We start from the raw sequence: 21,058 nt of genomic DNA, 5'->3' as shown, positions 1-21,058 counted from the left end.
CAGGCAGATCGACCGGAGCCTGCAGACGAACGCTCACCAGGGTTCAGTAGCCGTTAAACGGACAGGAGATCTTTGATGACCTGTTGTGGTTCCACCCCTGTCAGTCGCTGATCAAGACCCTGATAGCGGAAACTGAAACGTTCGTGGTCGATGCCCAGGCAATGCAGGATAGTCGCGTTCAGATCATTAACATGGCAGGGTCGGTCCACGATGTTGTAACTGAAGTCGTCGGTTTCCCCATAGACAACTCCGCCCTGTATACCACCTCCCGCAAGCCACATACTGAAGCAGCGTGGATGATGGTCACGGCCGTAGTTGGTTTTTGTCAATGTTCCCTGTGAATAAACGGTCCGACCGAATTCTCCACCCCAGACAACTAATGTGTCTTCCAGAAGTCCTCGCTGTTTCAGGTCTTTCAGGAGTGCTGCGCAGGGTTGGTCAACATCCTGGCACTGGTGGCGAATTTCGCTGGGCAGTGATCCGTGCTGATCCCACCCGCGATGCAGTACCTGCACGACTCTGACACCACGCTCAACCATCCGTCGTGCCAGCAACGCACTGGCGGCAAAGGAACCAGGCTTCAGGACTTCGGGGCCGTACATGTCGAGCGTATCTCTGGTCTCACCAGAGAGATCAACCAGTTCAGGCACGCTGCTCTGCATTCGAAATGCCATTTCGTACTGCGCGATTCGCGTCAGTGTTTCCGGGTCCCCGAATCGCTGGAGCGTCTTCTGATTCAACTGCCCGGCTGTATCCAGCATGGCGCGACGACTTCTGGCATCCACACCCGGAGGGTTGTCGATATACAGGACGGGATCTCCGACACTTCGGAGGGCCACACCAGTGTATCTGGAGGGCAGAAAACCACTGCTCCACATGCGAGTAAACAGGGCCTGTGCAGCATTCTTTGACGACCATTGCGGAGTCAGTACAACAAAGGCCGGCAGATTGTTGCTTTCACTTCCAAGACCGTAAGAGAGCCAGGCTCCGATGCTCGGCTTGCCCGGCACTTCACTGCCTGTCGTTACAAAGGTGCAGGCGGGATCATGGTTGATCGCGTTTGTGTGGACGGTTCGAACCAGAGCAATATCGTCGACCACCGTCGCTGTGTGCGGCAATAGTTCACTCACCCACATTCCGCATTGACCATGTCGGGCGAACTGGAAGAGTGATGGTGCGACTGGAAGACGGGACTGGCCGCTGGTCATCGTGGTGATTCGCTGTCCCTGACGGATGCTGTCCGGTAAGTCCTGGTCAAAATGATCCTGCAGGGATGGTTTATAGTCCCAGGTATCCAGCTGAGACGGACCGCCATTCATATGAAGATAGATGATCGACTTCGCTTTGGGTGTGAAATGCGGAAACCCGGGAAGTGGCGGATGGACTGCAGCCGGTGCAGCGTCTTCGCTGGGTTTTGGCTGCCCTGCCAGACTGCCACGGCCGGACATCGCGAGGGCTACAGTACCCATGCGAAGCGATCCATCACCGAAAAACTGACGTCGGTTGATTCGAAGTTGTTGCAGAGAAACGGGATTCATGGCGGCCCCATTCAGAATCGGCGGGAGCAAGCGGCTGCTGCGTGGATAACGAGTGTAGTCTCTGTGCAATGCCTGTGCGAGACACCCGACTTTTCTGCGATTCTGTCCGTTGTTGACCGCCTCCGGGGTGGGCACCTTTCCGCTGGTTGCGCAACGGCGGCTGATTACTTTGGATGATGACAAAAAAACGAGACAAAGCTTACAAACGAGTCGCTCCAGGGGTTAACCTGCGCCTGTTCAGCCTGACGCAGGGCTGACAAACGAGGGCCTGGTAGATGGGTGTTCAGCTTATGTTCCGTTGTCGTTGTTTCAGTCACGGTGCCCAACCGTTTCGTGCTTTGCTTGCTGCTGCCGTTTACCTGGCGTTTGCCAGCAGTTGCCGGGCTGGAATCGTACTCTATGACGACGCCACGATGCAGCTTCCTCAGGATCAGGCATGGCTGACGTATGCAGCCAGCGGTCTTGTAACGCAAAGTGTGGTGGCTGGGACGGGGGTTCGGTTAACAACGTCGGATGCTGTGGCGGCCGGATACAGCAACCGGAATCTGTTGGGAACACTGAAGAATCCCGGATTTCCGTCACTCGACAGGAACAGTGGATTTTCGCTCGACTTTGAGCTTCAGATCCATGCGGAAAGTCATACGAGTGCGGACCGAGCGGGATTCAGCGCAATTGTACTGGCGGATGACGGGATGGGCATCGAACTCGGATTCTGGCAAGATCAGGTTTGGGCGCAGTCAGCATCGCCACTTTTCACCCATGCGGAATCCGCGAACTTCGATACGACTGCCGCCGAAGTTGCCTGGAGCCTTTCGATCCTGGGCAACACTTATGCTCTGTTTGGCGACAGTGCTCTTGTGTTGAGCGGTTCCCTGCGCAACTACAGTGCAGTAGGGATCCCGCCGTACACAGGCTCCAACTTTCTGTTTCTGGGAGACAACACCACCAGTGCGTCGGCTGACTTCACGCTGGGTTCTGTCAGTATTTCGGCCGTACCAGAACCATCGACGTTTTTCATGGCGAGCCTGGTGTGCTGCCTGCTGGGCCGCCGTCGCTCACACGGGAAATTGAGGTCACATGCTTCGACGGAACTCGTTGCATCGCCCTGAGCGAACTGCCTGTTGAAAAGCCAGCTGCGAAGCGTGGTGCCTTCGCCCCGAATTCTTTGGTGCCCCGAAATGTCTGGTGCCCGAATTCTTTGGTGGGGGTAGTGGTCCCTGGGAAAAGCAAAAACCCCGATGAGCTGGACACTCAACGGGGTTTTCAGTTGGTCTGAAACTGCGCAAGACAGGACTTGAACCTGCACGGTATTGCTACCACCAGCCCCTCAAGCTGGCGCGTCTGCCGATTTCGCCACTTGCGCGTGGGATGAGGTTGAAAGATAACAGTGTTTGCCCGGAATCTTCAAGCGGCAAGCGTCGGTCGTTCGCTGATCACTCAAAATTCGCAACCGATGTCGTCATAATGCGACGACACCGGGCAACAGCACGACACAGCGAAGGCAGCTCGGGTTCGACAGCGTTTCGTCAGGTTTTTCCGGGGTTGGGTTTGACTGAGAAAATGAGCGAATGTCTGATTCACTGCACTTTATGATGGGCCAGTACAAGGCTCTGATTCCGGTCGATCGCCAATACTGTACCCGCCACCTCTGGCTGCAGGCTCTCGGTGGCGGCATTTACCGGGTTGGGTTTACGGCGTACTCGGTGAGATTGCTTCAGGACGTCTATTTTCTGGAATGGTCCGTCGATCCTGGTACACTGGTGCCTGAAAAACTGGAGATTGGCGAAATCGAAAGTTCGAAGGCCGTTTCATCGATGTTTCCGCCGTGTGCTGGTACCGTGGTTGAATTCAATCCGGCACTTCTGAATGACCCGTCGGGCATTAATGTCGACTGTTATGGTGATGGCTGGCTCTACACTTTTCGCCCCAACGGTTCTTTAATCACGGCAGAACAGTACGTTGAGGTGCTGGAGTCGGGCTGGAACGATACGCAGCGGCGAATTAAGGGCCAGATGTCGTAGTCTTCGAATGCCATGTCAATGATGGACCGGGGTTCCGGCCATCCGGGCAATTTTCTGCGGCAACGGACTTCAGCAGAAGCTCGGCTCTGGTATCGATGAATCCAACGAACGAAAAGCGAACTCTCTGGGAACGGTTTGCATTATGGCAGCCAAAAAACTGACCGTCGTTATTTCACAGGCGCAGGGTCGCAATCCGGCTAAGCGGCAGCTGGAAGAAGACATTGCGACAGCACTGATTGCGGAGCCCGACATTGATGTGTCGCTGGTGCCGCACTTGTACGACATGCCGCAGAATCATACGGGATTCCTGTACCTGCGTTCTGTGCCGGGACACCTGGTGGTGCTCAGCTGGCTGTATGAACGGGCTTCTCGATGGACACTGGATCGTGCGGGAGTCCATGGCCAGGAAGGGACAACGCTGCTGAAAGGCGATGATGGTGAAGAAGATGACGAATCGTCAGAGTCTTCATCGCGTCCCCATGCCATCGGAAGCGTGAAGGTGCCGGATCGACGACTGTACACGGTTGATCTGCGAGCCTCGGAATCCGCGGATGACTTCGTCAGCGAAATCCGGCGGATTGCCGCCGAAAACGGGGAACCTCTGGTTCAGTTGATGTCCTGGATTCAGGGGAGCCCGGACCAGACGCAGCTGCAGCGTTATCTTGAACCAGAACGAATGCTGGAAGCGCGGCGCGCGTTGGATACCGGCGCAGCGACTCATAATGACAAGGCTGCATTGCCCGAAGACACTTCGAGGCGATGGTATCCGGTGATCGATTACAGTCGATGTACGAACTGCATGGAGTGCATCGACTTCTGTTTATTTGGTGTGTACGGCGTCGATCAGCTGGACCGTATCCTCGTCGAGGAGCAGGATAACTGCAAGAAGGGGTGCCCGGCATGTAGTCGCGTCTGTCCGGAGAACGCCATCATTTTTCCACAACACAAGACACCTGCCATCGCCGGCGCAGACGGAGAAGTGGGTGGTTTGAAAATTGATTTGACGGCATTGTTCGGCGGCGATTCCGGCGAATCTGCAATCGAAGCGGCTGTTCGGGAACGCGACACGGAACTCATTCTGGCTGGCCGGGAAGCTGTTGGCACCAGTGTTGGACTGAAGAAAGCCCATCGTGGCGAGATGGAGCAACTGGTCAACGATCTTGACGCGCTGGAATTCTGATTGACGGACGGCGCGGGATGGTTTCTCCGGACGGTTCTGAGGCGGCACACAACGTTCCAGCGGCACTGGCCTGGAAGCAGACGCGCGCGGCGCTCGCGAGGCGATTCTTTCCCGCAACGGCAATGCAGGCGACTGCCGGAGCAGGTTTAGCGCTGTTACTGGTGTGGTGGAATGGCAAGCCGGTTTCATCGAATCGATTGACTTTGCCGGCTGCCTTTCAATTTGGTACGGCAGCTTTGGTGTGTGGTAGCTGGATGCTGCACATGGCGGTCTATCATGTTCGTCTTGAACGCCAGGAACCATTCCGGCGTTCCCTCTTGTGCGCGATGGGATTTGCGACAGTGTTCGTCGGAGTCCAGTCGTATGGGTTGTGGGCGTTTGCCGCCGGTGTCAACAATTTTCGCCAGACGCAGACCAATGTTCACGGGTTTGTGTTCATGTTCACGGCGCTGCATGCCATGCATTTTCTGGTCGCTCAGTCGGTGCTGCTCTGGGTGACACTTTGTGCCTACGCCGATTGTTACGACCACGAATACAACTGGGGGGTTGTTTTTGCTGCCTGGTGCTGGCACGCGCTGGGGCTTGTGTGGCTTGCTATTCTTTGTGTTTTTGCGATCGCAACGGATTAGCTGTCCGTTGAAAAACCGCGACAGGCACACAGGACGACTGGGAACCGTCGCGTTTTCACGTCTCCAGCTCGAGCCATTCCCGTTTTTCAACAGGCTGTTCGGTCAGCGGACGATGAGAAAGTGCATGGCGAAGCGTGTTTCGCAGGGATTGGAAACCGCGGCTGTTGCTGGGAGCATTCAGGTCAATTCGCTAGTGTGGTGCGTCATTCAGAGGGGCATGCCTGGGGGTTACGGAACCAGCGACGTTTAAACCCTGGCCGATAAGTAAGGTCGTTCGTTGCCGGACTTTCAGCCACGGGGCAGCGGAAGGAATCCGGGATACTGTACAAGTCTCTGTGAGTGACATTTGTCGTCCGTTTGGTTGATTCATCAGGTGAGAAAGAAAAGGAATCATGGCTAAGAAGTCTATCGCTGACGTCGATGTGGCAGGCAAAAAGGTGTTAATGCGAGTCGATTTCAATGTGCCGCTGGATGACAACTGCCAGGTCACCGATGACCGGCGCGTTCGAATGGCGCTGCCTTCGATTCAGTCTGTGCTTGACAGGGGTGGCAGCGTTATTCTGATGAGTCACCTGGGGCGGCCTGAACCCGGAGCTGACAATTCGAAGGAAAGTCTGAAGCCGGCGGCCGACGTGCTGGCGGCTTTGCTCGAAAGGCCCGTCACTTTTGCTTCCGACACCGTTGGCGATGATGCGACGGCCAAAGTGGCTGCGATGCAGCCCGGTGACGTCGTCGTGCTGGAGAACCTTCGGTTCCAGAAAGGTGAAAAGAAGGGCGATATCGATTTCGCGAGCAAGCTGGCTGCTTTTGGTGACATCTACTGCAATGACGCCTTTGGTACGTGTCACCGCACGGATGCTTCGATGGTTGCGGTTCCAGGAGCAATGGAAGGCAAGCCGCGCGTCGTTGGATTTCTGGTTCAAAAAGAAGTGCAGTACCTTTCTGACGCGATCTCCAGTCCCGGACGGCCATTTGTCGCGATCGTAGGCGGCAAAAAAGTCTCTGACAAAATCAATGTCATCCAGAACCTGCTGAACATCTGCGACAAAGTGTTAATTGGCGGGGCTATGGCGTACACATTTTCTCTCGCCAAAGGGGGAAAGGTCGGCAAGAGCTTCATCGAAAAAGATAAAGTTGAACTTGCCGGGCAGCTGATCGCATCTGGTGGTGACAAACTGGTTCTTCCTGTGGACACGCATTGCGGGGACGACTTCAGCAGCGATTGCAATAAGCAGGTGGTGAAGGCTGGTGAAATCGACGATGCTTTCGAGGGGCTGGATATCGGACCTGAAACTGCAAAGATGTATGCGGACCTGGTTTCCACAGCAAAGACAGTGGTTTGGAACGGCCCCATGGGCGTATTCGAGCTTCCTCCTTTCGACGAAGGCACTCGCGCAGTGGCAGAGGCCATTGCGAATAGTGAGGCAACCAGCATCATCGGCGGTGGAGACAGTGCCGCCGCGATACAGCAGTTGGGGTTTGCGGATAAAGTCTCTCACGTCAGCACCGGAGGCGGCGCGAGTCTTGAAATGCTGGAAGGCCGGAAGTTTGCGGCGGTCGAACTGCTTGACGAGGTGTAGTCGGTCCTTTGCGATTCCGCAAAATGCCGGGCCGGTTGGCTCAACCGACTGGAATTCGGTTCAGTGCCCGACGGTCACCTGTGGCAGAATTTGCTGGCGAGTCCCGGCTGCGGCAGAAATTGCCGTAAGCTGGGATTGCTGCGAAAGTCCATCAAATTGTAGGATCTGCAAATCGGGCGTGAAAAAGTTGCAAAAACTGCCGTCCGAAGTGGGTTATCGGTTCGATCGGAAGGAACTCAGATCCAGCGATATTCCACGGCTTTCCTCTCAAGACAACGGAATTGACGGGGATTTGTGAAAGAGAGTCTGGGTTCGGCACGGTGTGTGCCCTTCCCGGACTCAGATTTGGTGAATTCCAGGCTGTCCCGGTGGCTGACTGGAACCAGATCATGGATTGAAATTGAACCATCGTCCATTCAAAGGCAGGGAAGCCGAAAATGAATGTGATCAGGATGTTTATTGCGGCAGCGTCGATTGTTGCCGTGGCGTCAAATCCGGCGGTTGTGGCTGCGGCCGACTCTCCTGAGATCCTGTTGCTGGACTTTACGGCGTCGTATTGCCCGCCCTGCCAGCAAATGCTTCCGATCATCCAGCGAATGGAGAAGGATGGCTATCCGATCAAGAAGATCGACATCAGCGAGAATTCACAGCTTTCACGGCAATACAAGGTCGACCTGATACCAACGTTTGTTTTGCTGGTGGAAGGCCGAGAGGTCAAACGTTTCGTTGGGCTGACTTCTGAAGAAGAGCTTCGCCGCGAGATGCGAAAAGAGCGTGACCGTGTGATGGCTGAGCGGGGTGAGTCACGCCCTCCGGAATCAGTTTCCGTTGAATCAGAGTTGCAGGAAGCGCGGGTTTCGACACCAGATGCACCCGCGATTGCATCGAAAGAAAACGATGGCCGATCACTCGGCAACCTGTTTCGGGGGATGTTTCGTCGGGACAAGGAATCGGCGTTCGAATTCCCTACAGTGCGCGCTCAGGACGCTCCGATCGATGGGCTTCCGGATGGTGTGACAAGAGCCGCTGCTGCCACGGTCAGGATCCATGTTACGAGTGAAAAGTTACAGGATGTCGGGACAGGAACCATCGTGTACAGCGTTCCCGGGCAATCTCTGGTTCTGACTTGTGCCCATCTGTTTGCAGGTCAGAGTCCATCGGCCCGGATTGAAGTGAATCTTTTTCGGGACGGTCAGGAATCTCGATATCCGGCAAAACTTATCGGTGGCAGCCACGATTCGGACCTTGCTTTCGTTCGCGTCCAGAATGCAGATATTCTGCCGTCGGTGGCGTTGTCGGCTCAGCCTGTTCCGGTGGAACCAGGTCAGCCCGCTGTGAGTTTTGGGTGTGACAATGGACGGGCTCCCACACTACTTCGAACAGAAGTTCTGAAACTGAATCCCTACACAGGACCTGCAAATTTGACTTGCCGGGTTGATCCGGTTCAGGGGCGATCCGGGGGAGGACTCTTTGATCTGGAAGGGCATCTGCTGGCCGTTTGCAGTTGTGCGGACAGGGACAACAAAGAAGGGCTCTACATGGCTCAGGCTGCCATCAATGACTTGGTCCGAACTCAGAAGATTGAATATGTGTTGCAGTCGTCTCCGGGGAGCGCGGGAGAAGATGTCGCTGAAGCATTTGCGGCAGCTCAGCAGGAAGCAATTCGTCAGGTCACGCCAGCAGGTCGTACCGAACGACCGCTTGAAGATCCGTTTGCAACGGCAATGAGTTCATCTCAGATGCGGGATGGCGACGTCTCCTCGACGTCGCCTGATGGAATGGATTCGCCAGTCAACACGCCAGTGTTTACTGAAGTTCCTGATTCCGCGGCCGACCTGGCAGGTTCAGATTTCTCAGGTGGGGCAGCTGCTGGAACGGATTCGCTGGCAGATTCGGGCCTGGCAAATCCCTTTCGAGCGAACGGTGGTCTTAGCGAATCTTTAACAAGCGTATTACCAACTTCGGCCACGACCGAAATGACTCGAGATTCGGCTGGAAACTCTTCGGCCGTTTCGGCAACATCAGCGCCCCGTGGAACACGAATTACCGTGCTGATCGATGGGTCTGGCCCTGGTGCTGCACAGCGAATGGTTGTGATTCCCAATGCTACGCCCTGGCTGTTGGAACTTCTGACGGGAGAACCGCCTTCGGAAGTATCCCGAATTCAACCTACATCTGACCGGCAGGCAAGAAAATAATGGCTCGCGAGTTCTTCACACTGGATGATCTGGTACAGCGACTTGGTCAGGATCGTCGTGTTGTAGAACGGATGGTGAGTCGCGGGCAGGTACCGGGTCGGCGCATTGGGGGTGAATGGCGATTTAACCCCACCGAAATTACACACTGGCTCGAACAGGAACTTCGAGACTTTAGTGATAACGGGCTCGCACAGCTTGAACAGGCCCAGCAATCGGAAGAGCTGCATCAGACCCTCGTATCAAGTTTGATGACACCGGAGAATTGCCAGGTGCCATTGGATGCCGGCACTAAGCCTTCTGTGCTGCAGGCACTGATCGAAGTTGCCGGCCGCACGTGGCATGTTTGGGATCCGGCTTCCATTTTGAAAGCGGTCAGGGAACGCGAAGACGTGATGTCGACGGGTTTCGACAATGGCGTGGCAATTCCGCATCCGCGTAATCCGCAACCAGAATCTCTCGGCCAATCGGTGATCGCATTCGGAAGAACGTATTCTGGTATACCGTTCGGAGCACCGAAACGAGCCCTGACCGATTTGTATTTTCTGGTTCTGGCACGTGACTCGCCGACGCATCTTCAGATTCTGGCGAGGCTCGGTCGCATGATGCAGATGCCCAACTTTCTCGATGAACTTCGGTCCGCAGAAACAGGTATTGATGCATACAACATCATCTGTGCGACTGATGAAAAGATCGGTGCATAGAGAAACTGCCTGCATTGCCGTGGTGCCGAAGCTCGGATTGCCGAAGGCTTGACACTCTTGCGAGCGGCAGAGCAAATCGGCCTGTGTTTGAGTTACGGGCGTTGTCTGATGTGTCTGGCCCTGGCCCCGACGGCATCGAGACGGCATCCAGACCGCATTCAAACAGCATCAGCGACGCCATGAACGCGTTCACTTGTGACCAGAGATCCGGGTCATGGGGTAAACGTCGCCAGTTCCCTGGCATCTTTTCCATTCCAGACCCGCACGATTCCATCTTCGCCTCCAGAAACGATCAGGGCGCCATCCGGAGTTGATGCAACACGATAGACGTAATCCGGATTTCCCTTGAATTCCCGCACAGCTCCGCCATTGCTGGCTTTGTGCAGGAAGACGCGTTTGTCACCACTGCTGCTCAGGATTTCTTCGGTCATTCCAACGAAATTCAGAGACGTTACCTGTTTGGAATAAGTGCTGATGGTGCGAGTTTGTTCGCCGGTTTCTGCGTTCCAGACTTTGATGGCGTTATCTGCACCTGCACTCGCCAGCAGCGTCAGATCAGACTTCCAGGAAACATCCATCACGTGATGGGTATGTCCTTCATATGATTGAACATGTTCGCCCGTTGCCACGTCAAAAACTTTTGCGAATTTGTCGGCGGACGCCGTTGCCAGTAGTTTCCCGTCCGGTGAAAACTCAACACCGTAGACCGTATCACTATGGGCCTCTTTGAGCTCACGGATCAACGTCTTTTCGGCAACGTTCCAGAGAGTGACCTGACCGCTTCGAGATGCTTCGCCCCCACCGGTTGCCAGAAGGCTTCCATCGGGTGAAAACGCAAGGGCAAGTACACGATCCGTGAAGACGGATGTCTGTTCATCGGGCTTTGGCCCAAGAACCGAATCCAGATTCCAGTCCGGAATTGCAGGACGCGTAAATCTTTGATGCGTTTCTGTTGTGGATGTGAGGGTATTGCCACTGGCATTCAGAGAACGAATCGAGCCAATCGTCGTGCTTTCATTGAGTGTGGTTACCGCTGGAAGAACGTCCAGAGCTTGTCCATCGACTGCATTCCAGATCCGTACAGTTCCTGCTGAATCCGTCGACGCAATCAATTGATGATCCGCGATCACCGCGGCAAATTGAGTTCCGGCAACCACAGACGTTGCTGACTTCGCGGCTTCGGCCGCTGCCGCTGCGACTTCGGCTTCTTTCTGAGCCAAATCCTGCTGCTCCTTTCGCTCGGCGACTCGCTGCTCCGCACGCTTCACCGCAGCACTGGCAAACTCAACACTTTTCTGAGCAAGTTGCTGCCTGGATTCTGCATCGGTCACAGAACTCTTTGCGGCTGATTCAGCCTTCTCTGCGTCTTCGACAGCTTTCTTAGCTGCCGCGTCGTCCGGTTTTTCTTCCAGCGCCTTTTTGGCAGCAGCGGTCGCAGCAACCAGGGGCTCCAGCTTCTTCCTGGCCTCGTCTGTTGCCGCGGTGGCTTTGGTGAGTTCTTCTTCGGCTTTTTTTTCCGCTTCTTTCTGAGCGGTGACTTCTTTTTCCGCTTCCGCGACCTTTGCCTTCAGGACGGTGTTGCGAGCTTCGCGAAGGGCTTTGATTGATTCAGCGTGCGACGCGTTTCTGGTGGCGATCAGATCCGTAGTCAACGCCGCAATTTGTTTGGGCTCTTTCAATGACCACAACAGTGTCTGACCGTCCGTAAGCACGAAAACCGCGCGATCAATGGCTACAGAAACCTGCACCTGACTCACGGGACCTGGCAGATCGAAGGCGCCGGTCTTTGTGGCATCTTCCAGCTTCCAGAGCTCCGCTTTTTTCTCCGCTGTCACCGTGATCAAAGTTGAGCCGTCTATTGCCAGATTTTGAATCGAACCCGCATCCGATTTTATCTCAGCGGTTACGGTTGGAATTCCTGTGTCAGCAGCCACGGTCAGCAACCGCAGAATCCCGTCGCTGCACAGCGCTGCCATGCGATCACCTGCATGCGGGGCGGTCATGGTCACGACAGGGGAAGTGAGGGCATCAGATCGTTGCAGCAATTCGCCGGTTGCAAGGTCGTTTGTCTGGATTCGACCATCGGCAAGAGCGATGGCAATCAATGGGCGTTCACCAGAGGTTGTCGAAGCAGCGGAGGCTGGTTGTCCGTCCGTGTCAATCCGGCGGATCACTTCACCCGTGGCAGCATTCAGCAGTGCAACTCCGGTTCCCGCGCTGGCAACGATGACAGATTCCTCATCCCCTGAAGTACAAAGCAACGTCGAATCGCTCGGAAAAGCGATCAGATTGTTGGCGGCGGCGACCTGTCGTCGCCAGAGTTTGACTTCCTGATACCCACTAGTCGCAATCAGGTCTCCGGATGGGTGAAAGGCGATGGCATGAACAAAGTCGTGGTGCGCGGGTGCGGCGTAGCCATCCGGAAGTTGAATTGCGGGGTCCGTCAGATGTGCAACATGATTGCGAATCGCCATGTCATACACAGTAACTCCTCCTGCGCGGCCGGCGGCAATCCATCTGCCGTTGGGGTCGATATCAATCGAATAAACAGCCTTCAGCTGAGCATTGATTGGCTGCCAGTGCATGATGCCGGATTTCGCGCCACTTCCCCCGGCAGCTCCCTCGATGATCCACTGTTTCAACAGGCCCAGTTCTCTGGGCGTGAGCTTCTTTGCCTGAACATCATTTGGCCACGGCGGCATCACAGGTTCTTCAGTTCTTGCAGCGACCTTGAAGAGCAGGCTTTCGTCCGGATTGCCCGGCACCACCGATGGCCCCGCGCTTCCTCCCTTCAGAATTGCCTTCGTGTCTTCCAGAATCAGTTCACTTTCGTCCAGAGCCTGGTTGTGGCAGGCGATACAGTTGGCTTCCAGTATGGGATAGATGTCGCGTTCGAATTCGACGGGACGTCCAAGCGAAACAGCCTCTGCTTCAATTGGTTTTTCTTCATCCGCATGGAGAAAAGCTGAAGAAGCCATCGCCGTCAGGCAATACAGGACGCCAAAAGCGATCGTCCTGACGGCTCGCAGCGGTACGGGGTTCGACCTCCCGGCATCCAACGGTGCTTCCTGTGTCTGCGATGAACAAGCGTTTGGGGGAGCGATATTTGAATGGGATGTCATTTCCACGTGGCCTTTTGCTTTCGGCGTTCGCATCATTCTGTCACCTTCAGTTGTATTGGAGCATCCATCGATGCCATTCGGCCATTGAAATCACCGGTCGCACGGATGACTGCATTTGCAATGTCGGTCACGGGAGCTTCGGCCGTCGCTGTGATTGTCAAAACGGCCTCCGTCTTGTCAGCAGGTACGTCAACGGTGTTCGATGTCAGACCTGTTATGCCGGGGGGCAAAACAAGTGTCACTTTTAGCGCGCCGCTGAAGTTATTCTTCCGGACAACTGTGACTTTGACTTCAATCGTTGTGCCTTTCCTGAAGGCACCGCCGTTCGGCATGGCCGCAGTGATCTTGCCCGGCGTCGGATGGACCGTGACCACTACCGGGACTGATACCGCCCGAGTGTTTATGTCCTTGGGTTTCGCAGCATCATCTGCCTTCTTAAACGCATCGTCTGCGGCCTTCTTCTTTGCGGTCGCCTCTTCAACCGTTTTCATCGCTGCCGCGACGCTGGTTTGAGCGGCGTCGGCAGCCTTCTTAAGGTCAGGGACTTTCGCTTCAGCGTTCCGTTTTTCTTCTGCCTTTTTCTCTTCGTTCTGCTTCGCACTGGCAAGAGCAGAAGACAATTCCTTTGATTTGTTGACAAGAAGCGTCAACTGCGCAGCTGCTGATTCAGCGGCCGTGGCGGCGTCCTGACTTGCCTTGAGCGCAGTATCGAACTGCGCCGCACTGGAGTTCTGATCCGTCTGAACAGCCAGCAACTTTTCTTTGGCCGTCGTCAATTGGGTAACCGCGGCCTTATGGTCGTCCAGAGCTTTCGTGAATTCGTTCTTCAGTTGCTCCTGCGCTGCCAGGTAACCGGTAACTTCTTTGGCAAGAGCGGCGATACTGGCTTCAGAGTCTGTCACCACTTTCTGAGCGGCCTGAAGAGCATGATTGGCATTGGTAGCTGCAACCTGGGTCGCGGCTAATGACGCTTCGGCTTCTCTGACAGACTCCTGAGCCCGTTCGGCCTGCCAGGGATTACGTCGATAGGGCACCGCCGCCGTGCCGCTCAGCACGATCGAACTGCTGGAAACAGGTGCGTTCTCCTTGAAGAACAATCGAACAACAGCCGAATCCGTGCCGGGTTCAACAGAAACATTCGGAGCGTCCACATTGCCGGGAATTCCGATTACAGCGATGTCGACTTTGCGATCAAAGCCTGCCCGACGATGAACTTTCACTGGAATCAGTAACTGTTGATCCTGACTGAGGTCGACAACCATGGGTTCCACTTCAAGCGTGAATGGCTGTTCGTCTTTCATCACTCCAACCACGAGTGAGTCCGACAGCCTCGCGGTTCGGGGTAGTCCATTGACAGCATCATGAACCAGGGTGGCAACACTAACAGGGTGTGTTTTTCGAGCATCATCGATGCCTGATGTTCCGATCAGCCGAATGGGTGATACCAGTTCAGCGACATCCGCCGTGGCGGTGAATACGAGATTCCCGGAAACCGCACCCGGACCCAGCAGAACATCCGGGCAAGTGACGCCAGCCGGCAGGTCCAGAGCAGAAATCGAAATGGGATCGTTGTGACCGTCCTGGCGATAGGCGTAGACCGTCAAAGCGTATGTCCCACCCTTGCGCAGACTGACTGCCCCGCTGGTCGCTGGTGCTTTGCCGTCAGCTGATGGAAAGGCGTCGAAAACGATCAATCGAAAATCAGGTGTGGGTCTGCGAAGCGAAAGTCGATAGTTCAACCTCACGTCCCCGCGAGAATCGGCATATCGATCCTTCAATCGAATGCGGTACACACCCTCTTCTGGTGCTGTTAGCTGGAACGCGGGGTCGCTGGATAGCGTCGGCAGATTAGCGCCGCCCGGATTCTGCTTACTGTCGTCCTCTGTACCCAGGCGTTGATAGGTCTCAACGCCATTCTGATCCACAATGACTCGTTCCACCATCAACAGAGGGTCCGCGATGGATCCAATTCGATCTGCATAAACTTCCGCGACGACGACGTCACCCCTGGCGGCATGGAATCGGATGTCGTCTTCGTCACCGATCGAATCAAATCGTCCGTCAACTTCCGACGGAATCGTCACCATCTGGTGTGCGGCTTTTGGGTCTTCAATAACTGGTGCGAGGTCGCTGTGAGAAAGTGTCAGCAGGTTGCCATCGATCTGATTTGTCCGCACGGCATCAAAGGATGCGGAATAAGATGCGATACCCGTCCGGGATTCAGCATCGGGGCTGGGAGCAATTTCTACCACGGACTGTTGAAGTGAGTCGGTTCCAATAAAGAATGGCGATGCCTGGCCACCTGCGAGATTCCGTCCCACAATGGTGACGGTTGATGGTTCATTGGTTTTCACAATGGCCGGGATTACCGCGTCGACCAGTGGACGAGTATCGATGGATAAGCGGTACACGTAGTCATTACTGCCAGCATAGACGATGTCGGCAACTTTGAGCACGTAATTGCCGCTTTCAACTGCCGTCAATGAAAGTGCTGCGTCCTGGGAAAAGATCCGGCGACTCTCTGCAATCCGATGGCCATTCGGATCGAACAATTGCAGCACTGGCTGCATCGGTGAATCCAGAACAGCGGCTTCAGAACGAACGACAATCGTTTGCCCGGCTTCAGCGAAAAACCGATAGAAATCTACATCTGTTCCACCGTTTGCTCTCGCATTGACGATGGTGTTGACCAGGACGGGTGTTGCCTGATCGGCGGTGTTGTTGGGTTCTGTTTCGACGATTTCGGTGAGAGAATCGATGCGAAACGCTTTCGGGTTGCTGATCCCGAACAAGCCCCGAGCCCTTGCATCAAAGAGACCGGGCGGGACGGTGACGTCTGTTGAGACGATAAATGTATTCGCGACCGGAGCGTTGTTGGCATCCCTTTTTCGGACCGCTTTGATGCCAGGATGACTGAAGACCAACTGATCAACTTCATCCAGGTCTGTCCCTGCGGTAATCGCGACCTCAATCGTCGTCCCTCGCTGCGCACCCGTGGGGAATAAAGCCGAGATCCGTGTTTGCGGTAACTGGGCGCAGAGGCAATGCAAAGGTAACAACAGCGCTGCTGCCATACATACGCTGTGAAGAAACTGTTGCTTCGTCAGCCGTCTTCTCATCAGATTGTGTCCGTTTGAATTCACCGATGAAAGATCGGTTCTGTGAGGTATTGAGGCGGGATATTCGGGTGGGTAGGGGTGCTGGTGCAATGCTCGACCACAGATCTGTCGAATGATTCGAACTAAGGACATCCGCCGTTCCTGGGCACATGCACTTTCTGGATTCCGAATTCGAATCAGCAGGAAGCGATGGACGCTGGAACGGCTGTGGAGGAATCTGTTTCTGCGGCCTGCTTTCGGTTAGTGATTGAACTGAAATTCTTTGGTGTTGATCAATGCCCAAAGAATGTCTTCATAACCAGCCTGTGGATTGTCTTCATTGCGTTTCAGGTAACTGACGGCGGTGTCCAGTTCAGAGGCATTTGGTTTGCGTCCGAAGACGTTCAGATACAGTTCCGTCATGCGTTCATCATGGGTCCGGGCGGTGTCTTTTGCCAGGGCCGCCGCTCGTCCGGAAGCGGATGCAATCTTATCCTGAATTTCCTTGCCATTCAGCAGATGCAGACTTTGGGCCAGATTGGCTTCCATACTGCGTTCGCATTCGCAGGCCGTATCGCCTTTAGGCTGGCCAAAGACCTGAAGAAAGTAGGGTCCGTTGGATGCATCAGCCAGCTGCAGCGCGCTGGTGCCGGCGGGCATGCCGTTGAAGTTCTGGCTACTGCCGGTGACCTGATGAAATGCGTCATAAAGCACTTCCGCGCTGAGACGTCGCGGGTAATACCGCGAAAAGTTTTGTTTGTCACTGGCGTTGTAGTCGTTGGGCAGGGCACTGAGCTGATAGGTTTTGGAACGACAGATCGTCCGGACCAGCCCTTTCAGATCGAAATCAGATTCGATGAATTGCTTCGCCAGTGCGTCCAGCAATTCCGGATTGGATGGTGGATTCGTTGCCCGCATATCGTCTTCGGGCTCTACGATGCCGCGATTAAAAAAGTGTTTCCAGTATCGATTGACCAGTGACTTTGCGAAAAACGGATTTCCGGGGTCGCTCATCCAGTCGGCCAGTTTCACGCGAGGGTCACTGTCTGCAGCGATGTCATAAGGTGCTTCAGCCCCAAGGCCAGTTGGCTTCAATGCCTTTCCGGATCGGGGATTCGAAGCGGTCGCGATGCCTTCGTTATGAAAGACGCGACGATCGCGCATGTTGCCCGCCGCGTTAGGAATCACTTTCTTGCCCACGCGGTTGTAGAACGCGGCCAGTCCGTAGTAATCGTCCTGGCTCCATTTTTCGAAGGGATGGTGATGACACCTTGCACACTGGATACGAATTCCCAGGAACAGTTGAGCAGTGTCTTCAACCTGTTCTTCGACACTGTCGACGTCGCGATACCAGACAACCGCCGGATTGATCATGGGATCGCCGGATGCCGATACAATCTCGCGCACAAGCTGATCATACGGCTTGTTGTCATACAGGCTGCTCCACAGCCACCGATGAAACAGCATTGTACCAGGTGTGTCTTCGCCACGTTCCTTCTTGTTTCTCAGGATAAAATTCCATTTGTTGGCGAAGTGGTCGGCATATTGGGGACTGTCGAGCAAACGATCAATCAGCCTGTCTCGTTTATCCGGAGAGGTGTCTGCAAGGAATTCCTTGACTTCAGCCTCTCCAGGAATATGGCCGGCGATATCCAGTGATGCTCGTCGCAGGAACGTCGCATCGTCGCAGATTTCTGAGGCTGGTATGCCCAGCAGGCGAAGTTTGTCGAAGACAGCAGCGTCCACGATATTTGTTGGTTCGGGCAGGGTTGAAGTATCTGCTCCCATGGGAATCGTTGCTCGGAAGGTCGCGACCTGCCCCTGATATCGCGCCATGATGGCCACTTCGCCCGCCAGATCGTTGGTGCGAATCAGTCCTGTGATGGAGGATTCGGCCATCTCAGCGTCGTTGGGCTCAAACAACGCCATGCGGGTCACATCTTCTTCGGTACCATTGCTGTAGGTTGCCAGCACCGCCACCTGCTGCTCGGTGTTGCGTTGCATCACACGAGCATCCGGCACGCAGCGAATTGAAGTCACATAAGGATCACTTTCCGTGCCGTACGGCATTCCCTGTTCGATCCAGCGAACAAGCAGGTCATATTCGTAACTGTTTTGCTCCATGCGTTTGCCGCCACCGTGAGGAGATCGGCCGATGGCCTTCTTCAGCAGAAGACTCTCACCGGGTACGCCAGGAAAGATCCGGCGGCCGCGCGATTCCTTCTTCAGGAACTCGTAATCGTCTTCCGGATAGAAGCCCAGCAGAGACAATTTGAAACCGTTCTGCCCGCCGGACTTACCGTGGCAACCGCCGCCGTTGCAGCTGAGTTTCGTAAAAACGGGAACCACCTGATTGCGGAAGTTGATGGGTAACGGATGAGCGAACCCGGTGATCACGACTCGAACTTCTGCTGACTTGCCGTTCAGCGTAGCAGTCACTGTGACATCACCATCCGCGACAGGGACTGCCAAACCCGTGTCATCGATCTTCAGGATGTTGTCAGCTGAAACAGAAATTCGGGCTTTGCGAGTGACATCCTCCTGTCTGCCATCATCATGAATTCCCGTCACTACCAGTTGCTGCCGGGCATCACGACTGAGAATGCGTATGGTTTGGTCTTCACCAGTTGGCGCGATCTCCAGTTTTGTGATTTCAGCGTTAACCGCCGTCGTCAGACTCAGGGCGAACATCGCTGCAACGATGCGTGCAGCAGGCAACAACCTGCGCGACGCGGGCATCCAGAGACGATTTGGGTTCAGCGACATAGAAGCTCTCCGATGCAATTGGCGCTGGCGTCGTGCCAGTGAAAGGCGGGAACCTCAGGAGATACCTGAAGCTGGTGGATGGTCGAACTCGCAGAAATTGTGACAGGCCAGGGAATCAGCGCCTGTACACTAAACGCAGACTAAACCGCAAACCGCTGGAGTCAAGTTCGGAATGCCACACTGGCAGATAATCCTGAGCGATGACCGCACGGGTGTGCAGTCCTACGGTGGAGCGGGCACGCAGGGCGACATCAGAATTCGCCGGGAGATTTTTGGGCTACGATCCCGGTCGAGTGCGATCGTGCCGGTGAGATCGGAAGTTTCTGAAGATTTGTCTGCCGCGGGAATGGAGCTGAATCCGCCTCACTTCTGCTGAGCCGAATTCCCGAGTTCGGGCTGAACGGTTTCGTTCGGGACAACAACGGTCCGTCTTCCATCTGTTTGAAGGACCAGGACGGGGTTGGAATCCTGAGTCAATGCGAGAATGGCTGCCGGATCGCCCTGGGTCGTGGTCGTGGACGTGGACGTCGACATGGAGTGCCCCGACTTTTCCGGATGCGCAAAGACGTGCACAGCGCGGGTATTTTCCGGTCACAGGACCGTCGGAGATACCCGTTTCTTCAATCGCTGGATTTGTGGGGGCGGGAACTGTGCCGTCTGCTGGAAAGGGGATGTTCAGAACGCAGGGGTTCAGCAGGCCTCAGGTAGAGCGAGACAGGAACACAGCGGCGGCCGGGTATCAGATGATCGAACGTCCCGTGTCTGCTGAGGTTTTGGTGGGCTGAACATCGATGATTTGGCACTTATGCCGGCTGAACTGGTAAGTGATGCCCCGCCAGGTAATTTGACGAATCAAGAGTGTGTTCAGCGTGGATGCGAGGTTCAGATGATTCGGCAGGAAAACGGCAACGGGAAACAGAAGCCATTGCTTCCAGGAGATTCGGGGCACTTCTTCGCCTCGGGCTCGCAGAGTCCTGCAGACTCGCACGTGTCCAATTGGAATTGCTGTCAACGAAAGCCCTGAAAGCAGCAGGTACGCCAGCCATACTTCTTTCCACCAGGGAAGCCATGGCATCGACATGGGGATCAGCATCAAAAGAATCGTGAGGTTCAGGGTGAGCATGTGGGCGGCAAGCAGCCACCATCGTGAGTTGTCGATGCGAACGGTCAGCAGCTGGCGGGTCGCGAACTGGTAGTAATCTTTCAGCGTGATCGTTTCTCGATTCAGCAACAGGGCCGAAGCGACGAGACGGGTGGTTCTGCCTGTGGATCGAACGTAGGTACAAATCGCGGAATCTTCGACGAAAGAATGGGTGAGCCGATTTCGGAATTCGGGGCATCGAAAGTCGGTGGCCCGAATTGCCATACATCCCCCCCACAGAATGCCCAGCATATTCATCGATGGGACAGCAAATGCATTCCAGAACATACGCGTGATTCCGGACAGGCTGGCTTCCGGTGGCAGGTACCAGCGATTCCCCGATACCGCGCCGATTCGGGGATCACGCAATCCGTTGGCGAGTTCTCGCAACGCTGAGCGGTGCAGCAGTGAATCGCCATCGATCCAGGCGATGACTTCACAGTCCTGCGGAATGGATTCCGTCGCCTCCAGAAGGCCGCTCACCTTTCCGCTGCAAGTGGTCAGGCGGTTCTGAAGAATGAATCGTTCTACCCTCGCGTCGTTGCGTTCGAGCAGAAAGGCGTCAACAACGTCCAGCGCAGGGTCTTCAGCGGAATCGATCACGATTCGAAAACGGGCGGCGGGATAGTCTGACTCCAGCATCCGTGCCAGGCTGTCTCGCAGAAACGGATCCGCTCCTCGCAGACATAATACGATCAGCATTGGTGGAAACGGATCATCGCCGAGTGGTTCATCCGCACTCCGGAGAGTGCGAACATAAACTGACAGCATCAGACCCTGAACAATGCACAGCACTAACATCCAGAGGATCAGGAGTGGACCAGAATAGGACATGACGGATCTTTAATGAACGTGTCGATCTGACCGGGAGTGTCGGCCTGACACATCGGTGGCACCGAATCGAATTGTCATCAGGACAGGGATTGCGTTTTTTCGAGATCTCTGACATTGAAATCGTCCGTCATGCGGTCTTGTCGCCAGTCGCCAGGACTCGTTCGTTCAACGTCGCAGGCTACGGACGGTCCAACAACACTGAACAACACAAATTCCGTGTCAGGACACTGCACTGCTGCATTGTCAGGAT

Annotated in this window: 13 protein-coding genes and 1 tRNA gene; 7 read left to right on the top strand and 7 right to left on the bottom strand. The window is 55.1% G+C overall.

Features of this window, described 5'->3' with window-relative positions:
* Window positions 1-53: 53 nt before the first annotated feature.
* Window positions 54-1,538: a DUF1501 domain-containing protein gene (locus R3C20_14670; protein MEZ6041746.1), complete on the bottom strand. Its 1,485-nt coding sequence runs from the start codon at window positions 1,536-1,538 to the stop codon at window positions 54-56.
* 275 nt (window positions 1,539-1,813) lie between these two features.
* Between R3C20_14670 and R3C20_14665 the strand changes: the two genes are divergently transcribed.
* On the top strand, window positions 1,814-2,647 hold the full coding sequence (locus R3C20_14665; protein MEZ6041745.1) for a hypothetical protein: 834 nt from the start codon (window positions 1,814-1,816) through the stop codon (window positions 2,645-2,647).
* 170 nt (window positions 2,648-2,817) lie between these two features.
* Here R3C20_14665 and R3C20_14660 read toward each other — a convergent pair.
* Window positions 2,818-2,901, bottom strand: a tRNA-Leu gene (locus R3C20_14660).
* Between the two features lie 205 nt (window positions 2,902-3,106).
* Between R3C20_14660 and R3C20_14655 the strand changes: the two genes are divergently transcribed.
* From R3C20_14655 to R3C20_14630, 6 genes are all read left to right on the top strand, one after another.
* Window positions 3,107-3,559 (top strand): glycine cleavage system protein H, encoded by a 453-nt coding sequence (locus R3C20_14655; protein ID MEZ6041744.1) that lies wholly within the window; start codon window positions 3,107-3,109, stop codon window positions 3,557-3,559.
* A gap of 142 nt (window positions 3,560-3,701) precedes the next feature.
* Complete coding sequence (locus tag R3C20_14650; protein ID MEZ6041743.1) at window positions 3,702-4,739, top strand: ferredoxin family protein; 1,038 nt, start codon at window positions 3,702-3,704, stop codon at window positions 4,737-4,739.
* 17 nt (window positions 4,740-4,756) lie between these two features.
* The gene (locus tag R3C20_14645; GenBank protein ID MEZ6041742.1) at window positions 4,757-5,368 is read left to right on the top strand and encodes a hypothetical protein; all 612 of its coding nucleotides are present in this window, start codon (window positions 4,757-4,759) and stop codon (window positions 5,366-5,368) included.
* Window positions 5,369-5,760: 392 nt separating this feature from the next.
* A complete protein-coding gene (locus R3C20_14640; GenBank protein MEZ6041741.1) occupies window positions 5,761-6,948 on the top strand; it encodes a phosphoglycerate kinase in 1,188 nt (395 codons plus the stop codon).
* 437 nt (window positions 6,949-7,385) lie between these two features.
* Window positions 7,386-9,146 (top strand): trypsin-like peptidase domain-containing protein, encoded by a 1,761-nt coding sequence (locus tag R3C20_14635; protein ID MEZ6041740.1) that lies wholly within the window; start codon window positions 7,386-7,388, stop codon window positions 9,144-9,146.
* Window positions 9,146-9,847 (top strand): PTS sugar transporter subunit IIA, encoded by a 702-nt coding sequence (locus R3C20_14630; protein MEZ6041739.1) that lies wholly within the window; start codon window positions 9,146-9,148, stop codon window positions 9,845-9,847. Before R3C20_14635 ends, R3C20_14630 begins: the two co-directional genes overlap by 1 nt.
* A gap of 212 nt (window positions 9,848-10,059) precedes the next feature.
* Here R3C20_14630 and R3C20_14625 read toward each other — a convergent pair whose 3' ends face one another.
* From R3C20_14625 to R3C20_14605, 5 genes are all read right to left on the bottom strand, one after another.
* The gene (locus tag R3C20_14625) at window positions 10,060-13,005 is read right to left on the bottom strand and encodes a c-type cytochrome domain-containing protein (protein ID MEZ6041738.1); all 2,946 of its coding nucleotides are present in this window, start codon (window positions 13,003-13,005) and stop codon (window positions 10,060-10,062) included.
* Window positions 13,002-16,088 carry a hypothetical protein gene (locus R3C20_14620; protein MEZ6041737.1) on the bottom strand — a complete coding sequence of 1,029 codons (3,087 nt, stop codon included), beginning with the start codon at window positions 16,086-16,088 and terminating at the stop codon, window positions 13,002-13,004. Before R3C20_14620 ends, R3C20_14625 begins: the two co-directional genes overlap by 4 nt.
* Before the next feature lie 240 nt (window positions 16,089-16,328).
* Window positions 16,329-18,833, bottom strand: coding sequence for a DUF1553 domain-containing protein (locus R3C20_14615; protein ID MEZ6041736.1), 2,505 nt, complete (start codon window positions 18,831-18,833; stop codon window positions 16,329-16,331).
* Window positions 18,834-19,196: 363 nt separating this feature from the next.
* Entirely contained in the window at window positions 19,197-19,367 is a 171-nt protein-coding gene (locus R3C20_14610) for a hypothetical protein (protein MEZ6041735.1), read from the bottom strand.
* A gap of 205 nt (window positions 19,368-19,572) precedes the next feature.
* Window positions 19,573-20,808: a glycosyltransferase gene (locus tag R3C20_14605; GenBank protein ID MEZ6041734.1), complete on the bottom strand. Its 1,236-nt coding sequence runs from the start codon at window positions 20,806-20,808 to the stop codon at window positions 19,573-19,575.
* Window positions 20,809-21,058: the final 250 nt, after the last annotated feature.

This window comes from Planctomycetaceae bacterium (assembly GCA_041398825.1).
Lineage (GTDB): Bacteria > Planctomycetota > Planctomycetia > Planctomycetales > Planctomycetaceae > F1-80-MAGs062.
The sequence above is the reverse complement of the archived record's forward strand: the minus strand, read 5'-3'. Positions and strand labels throughout refer to the sequence as shown.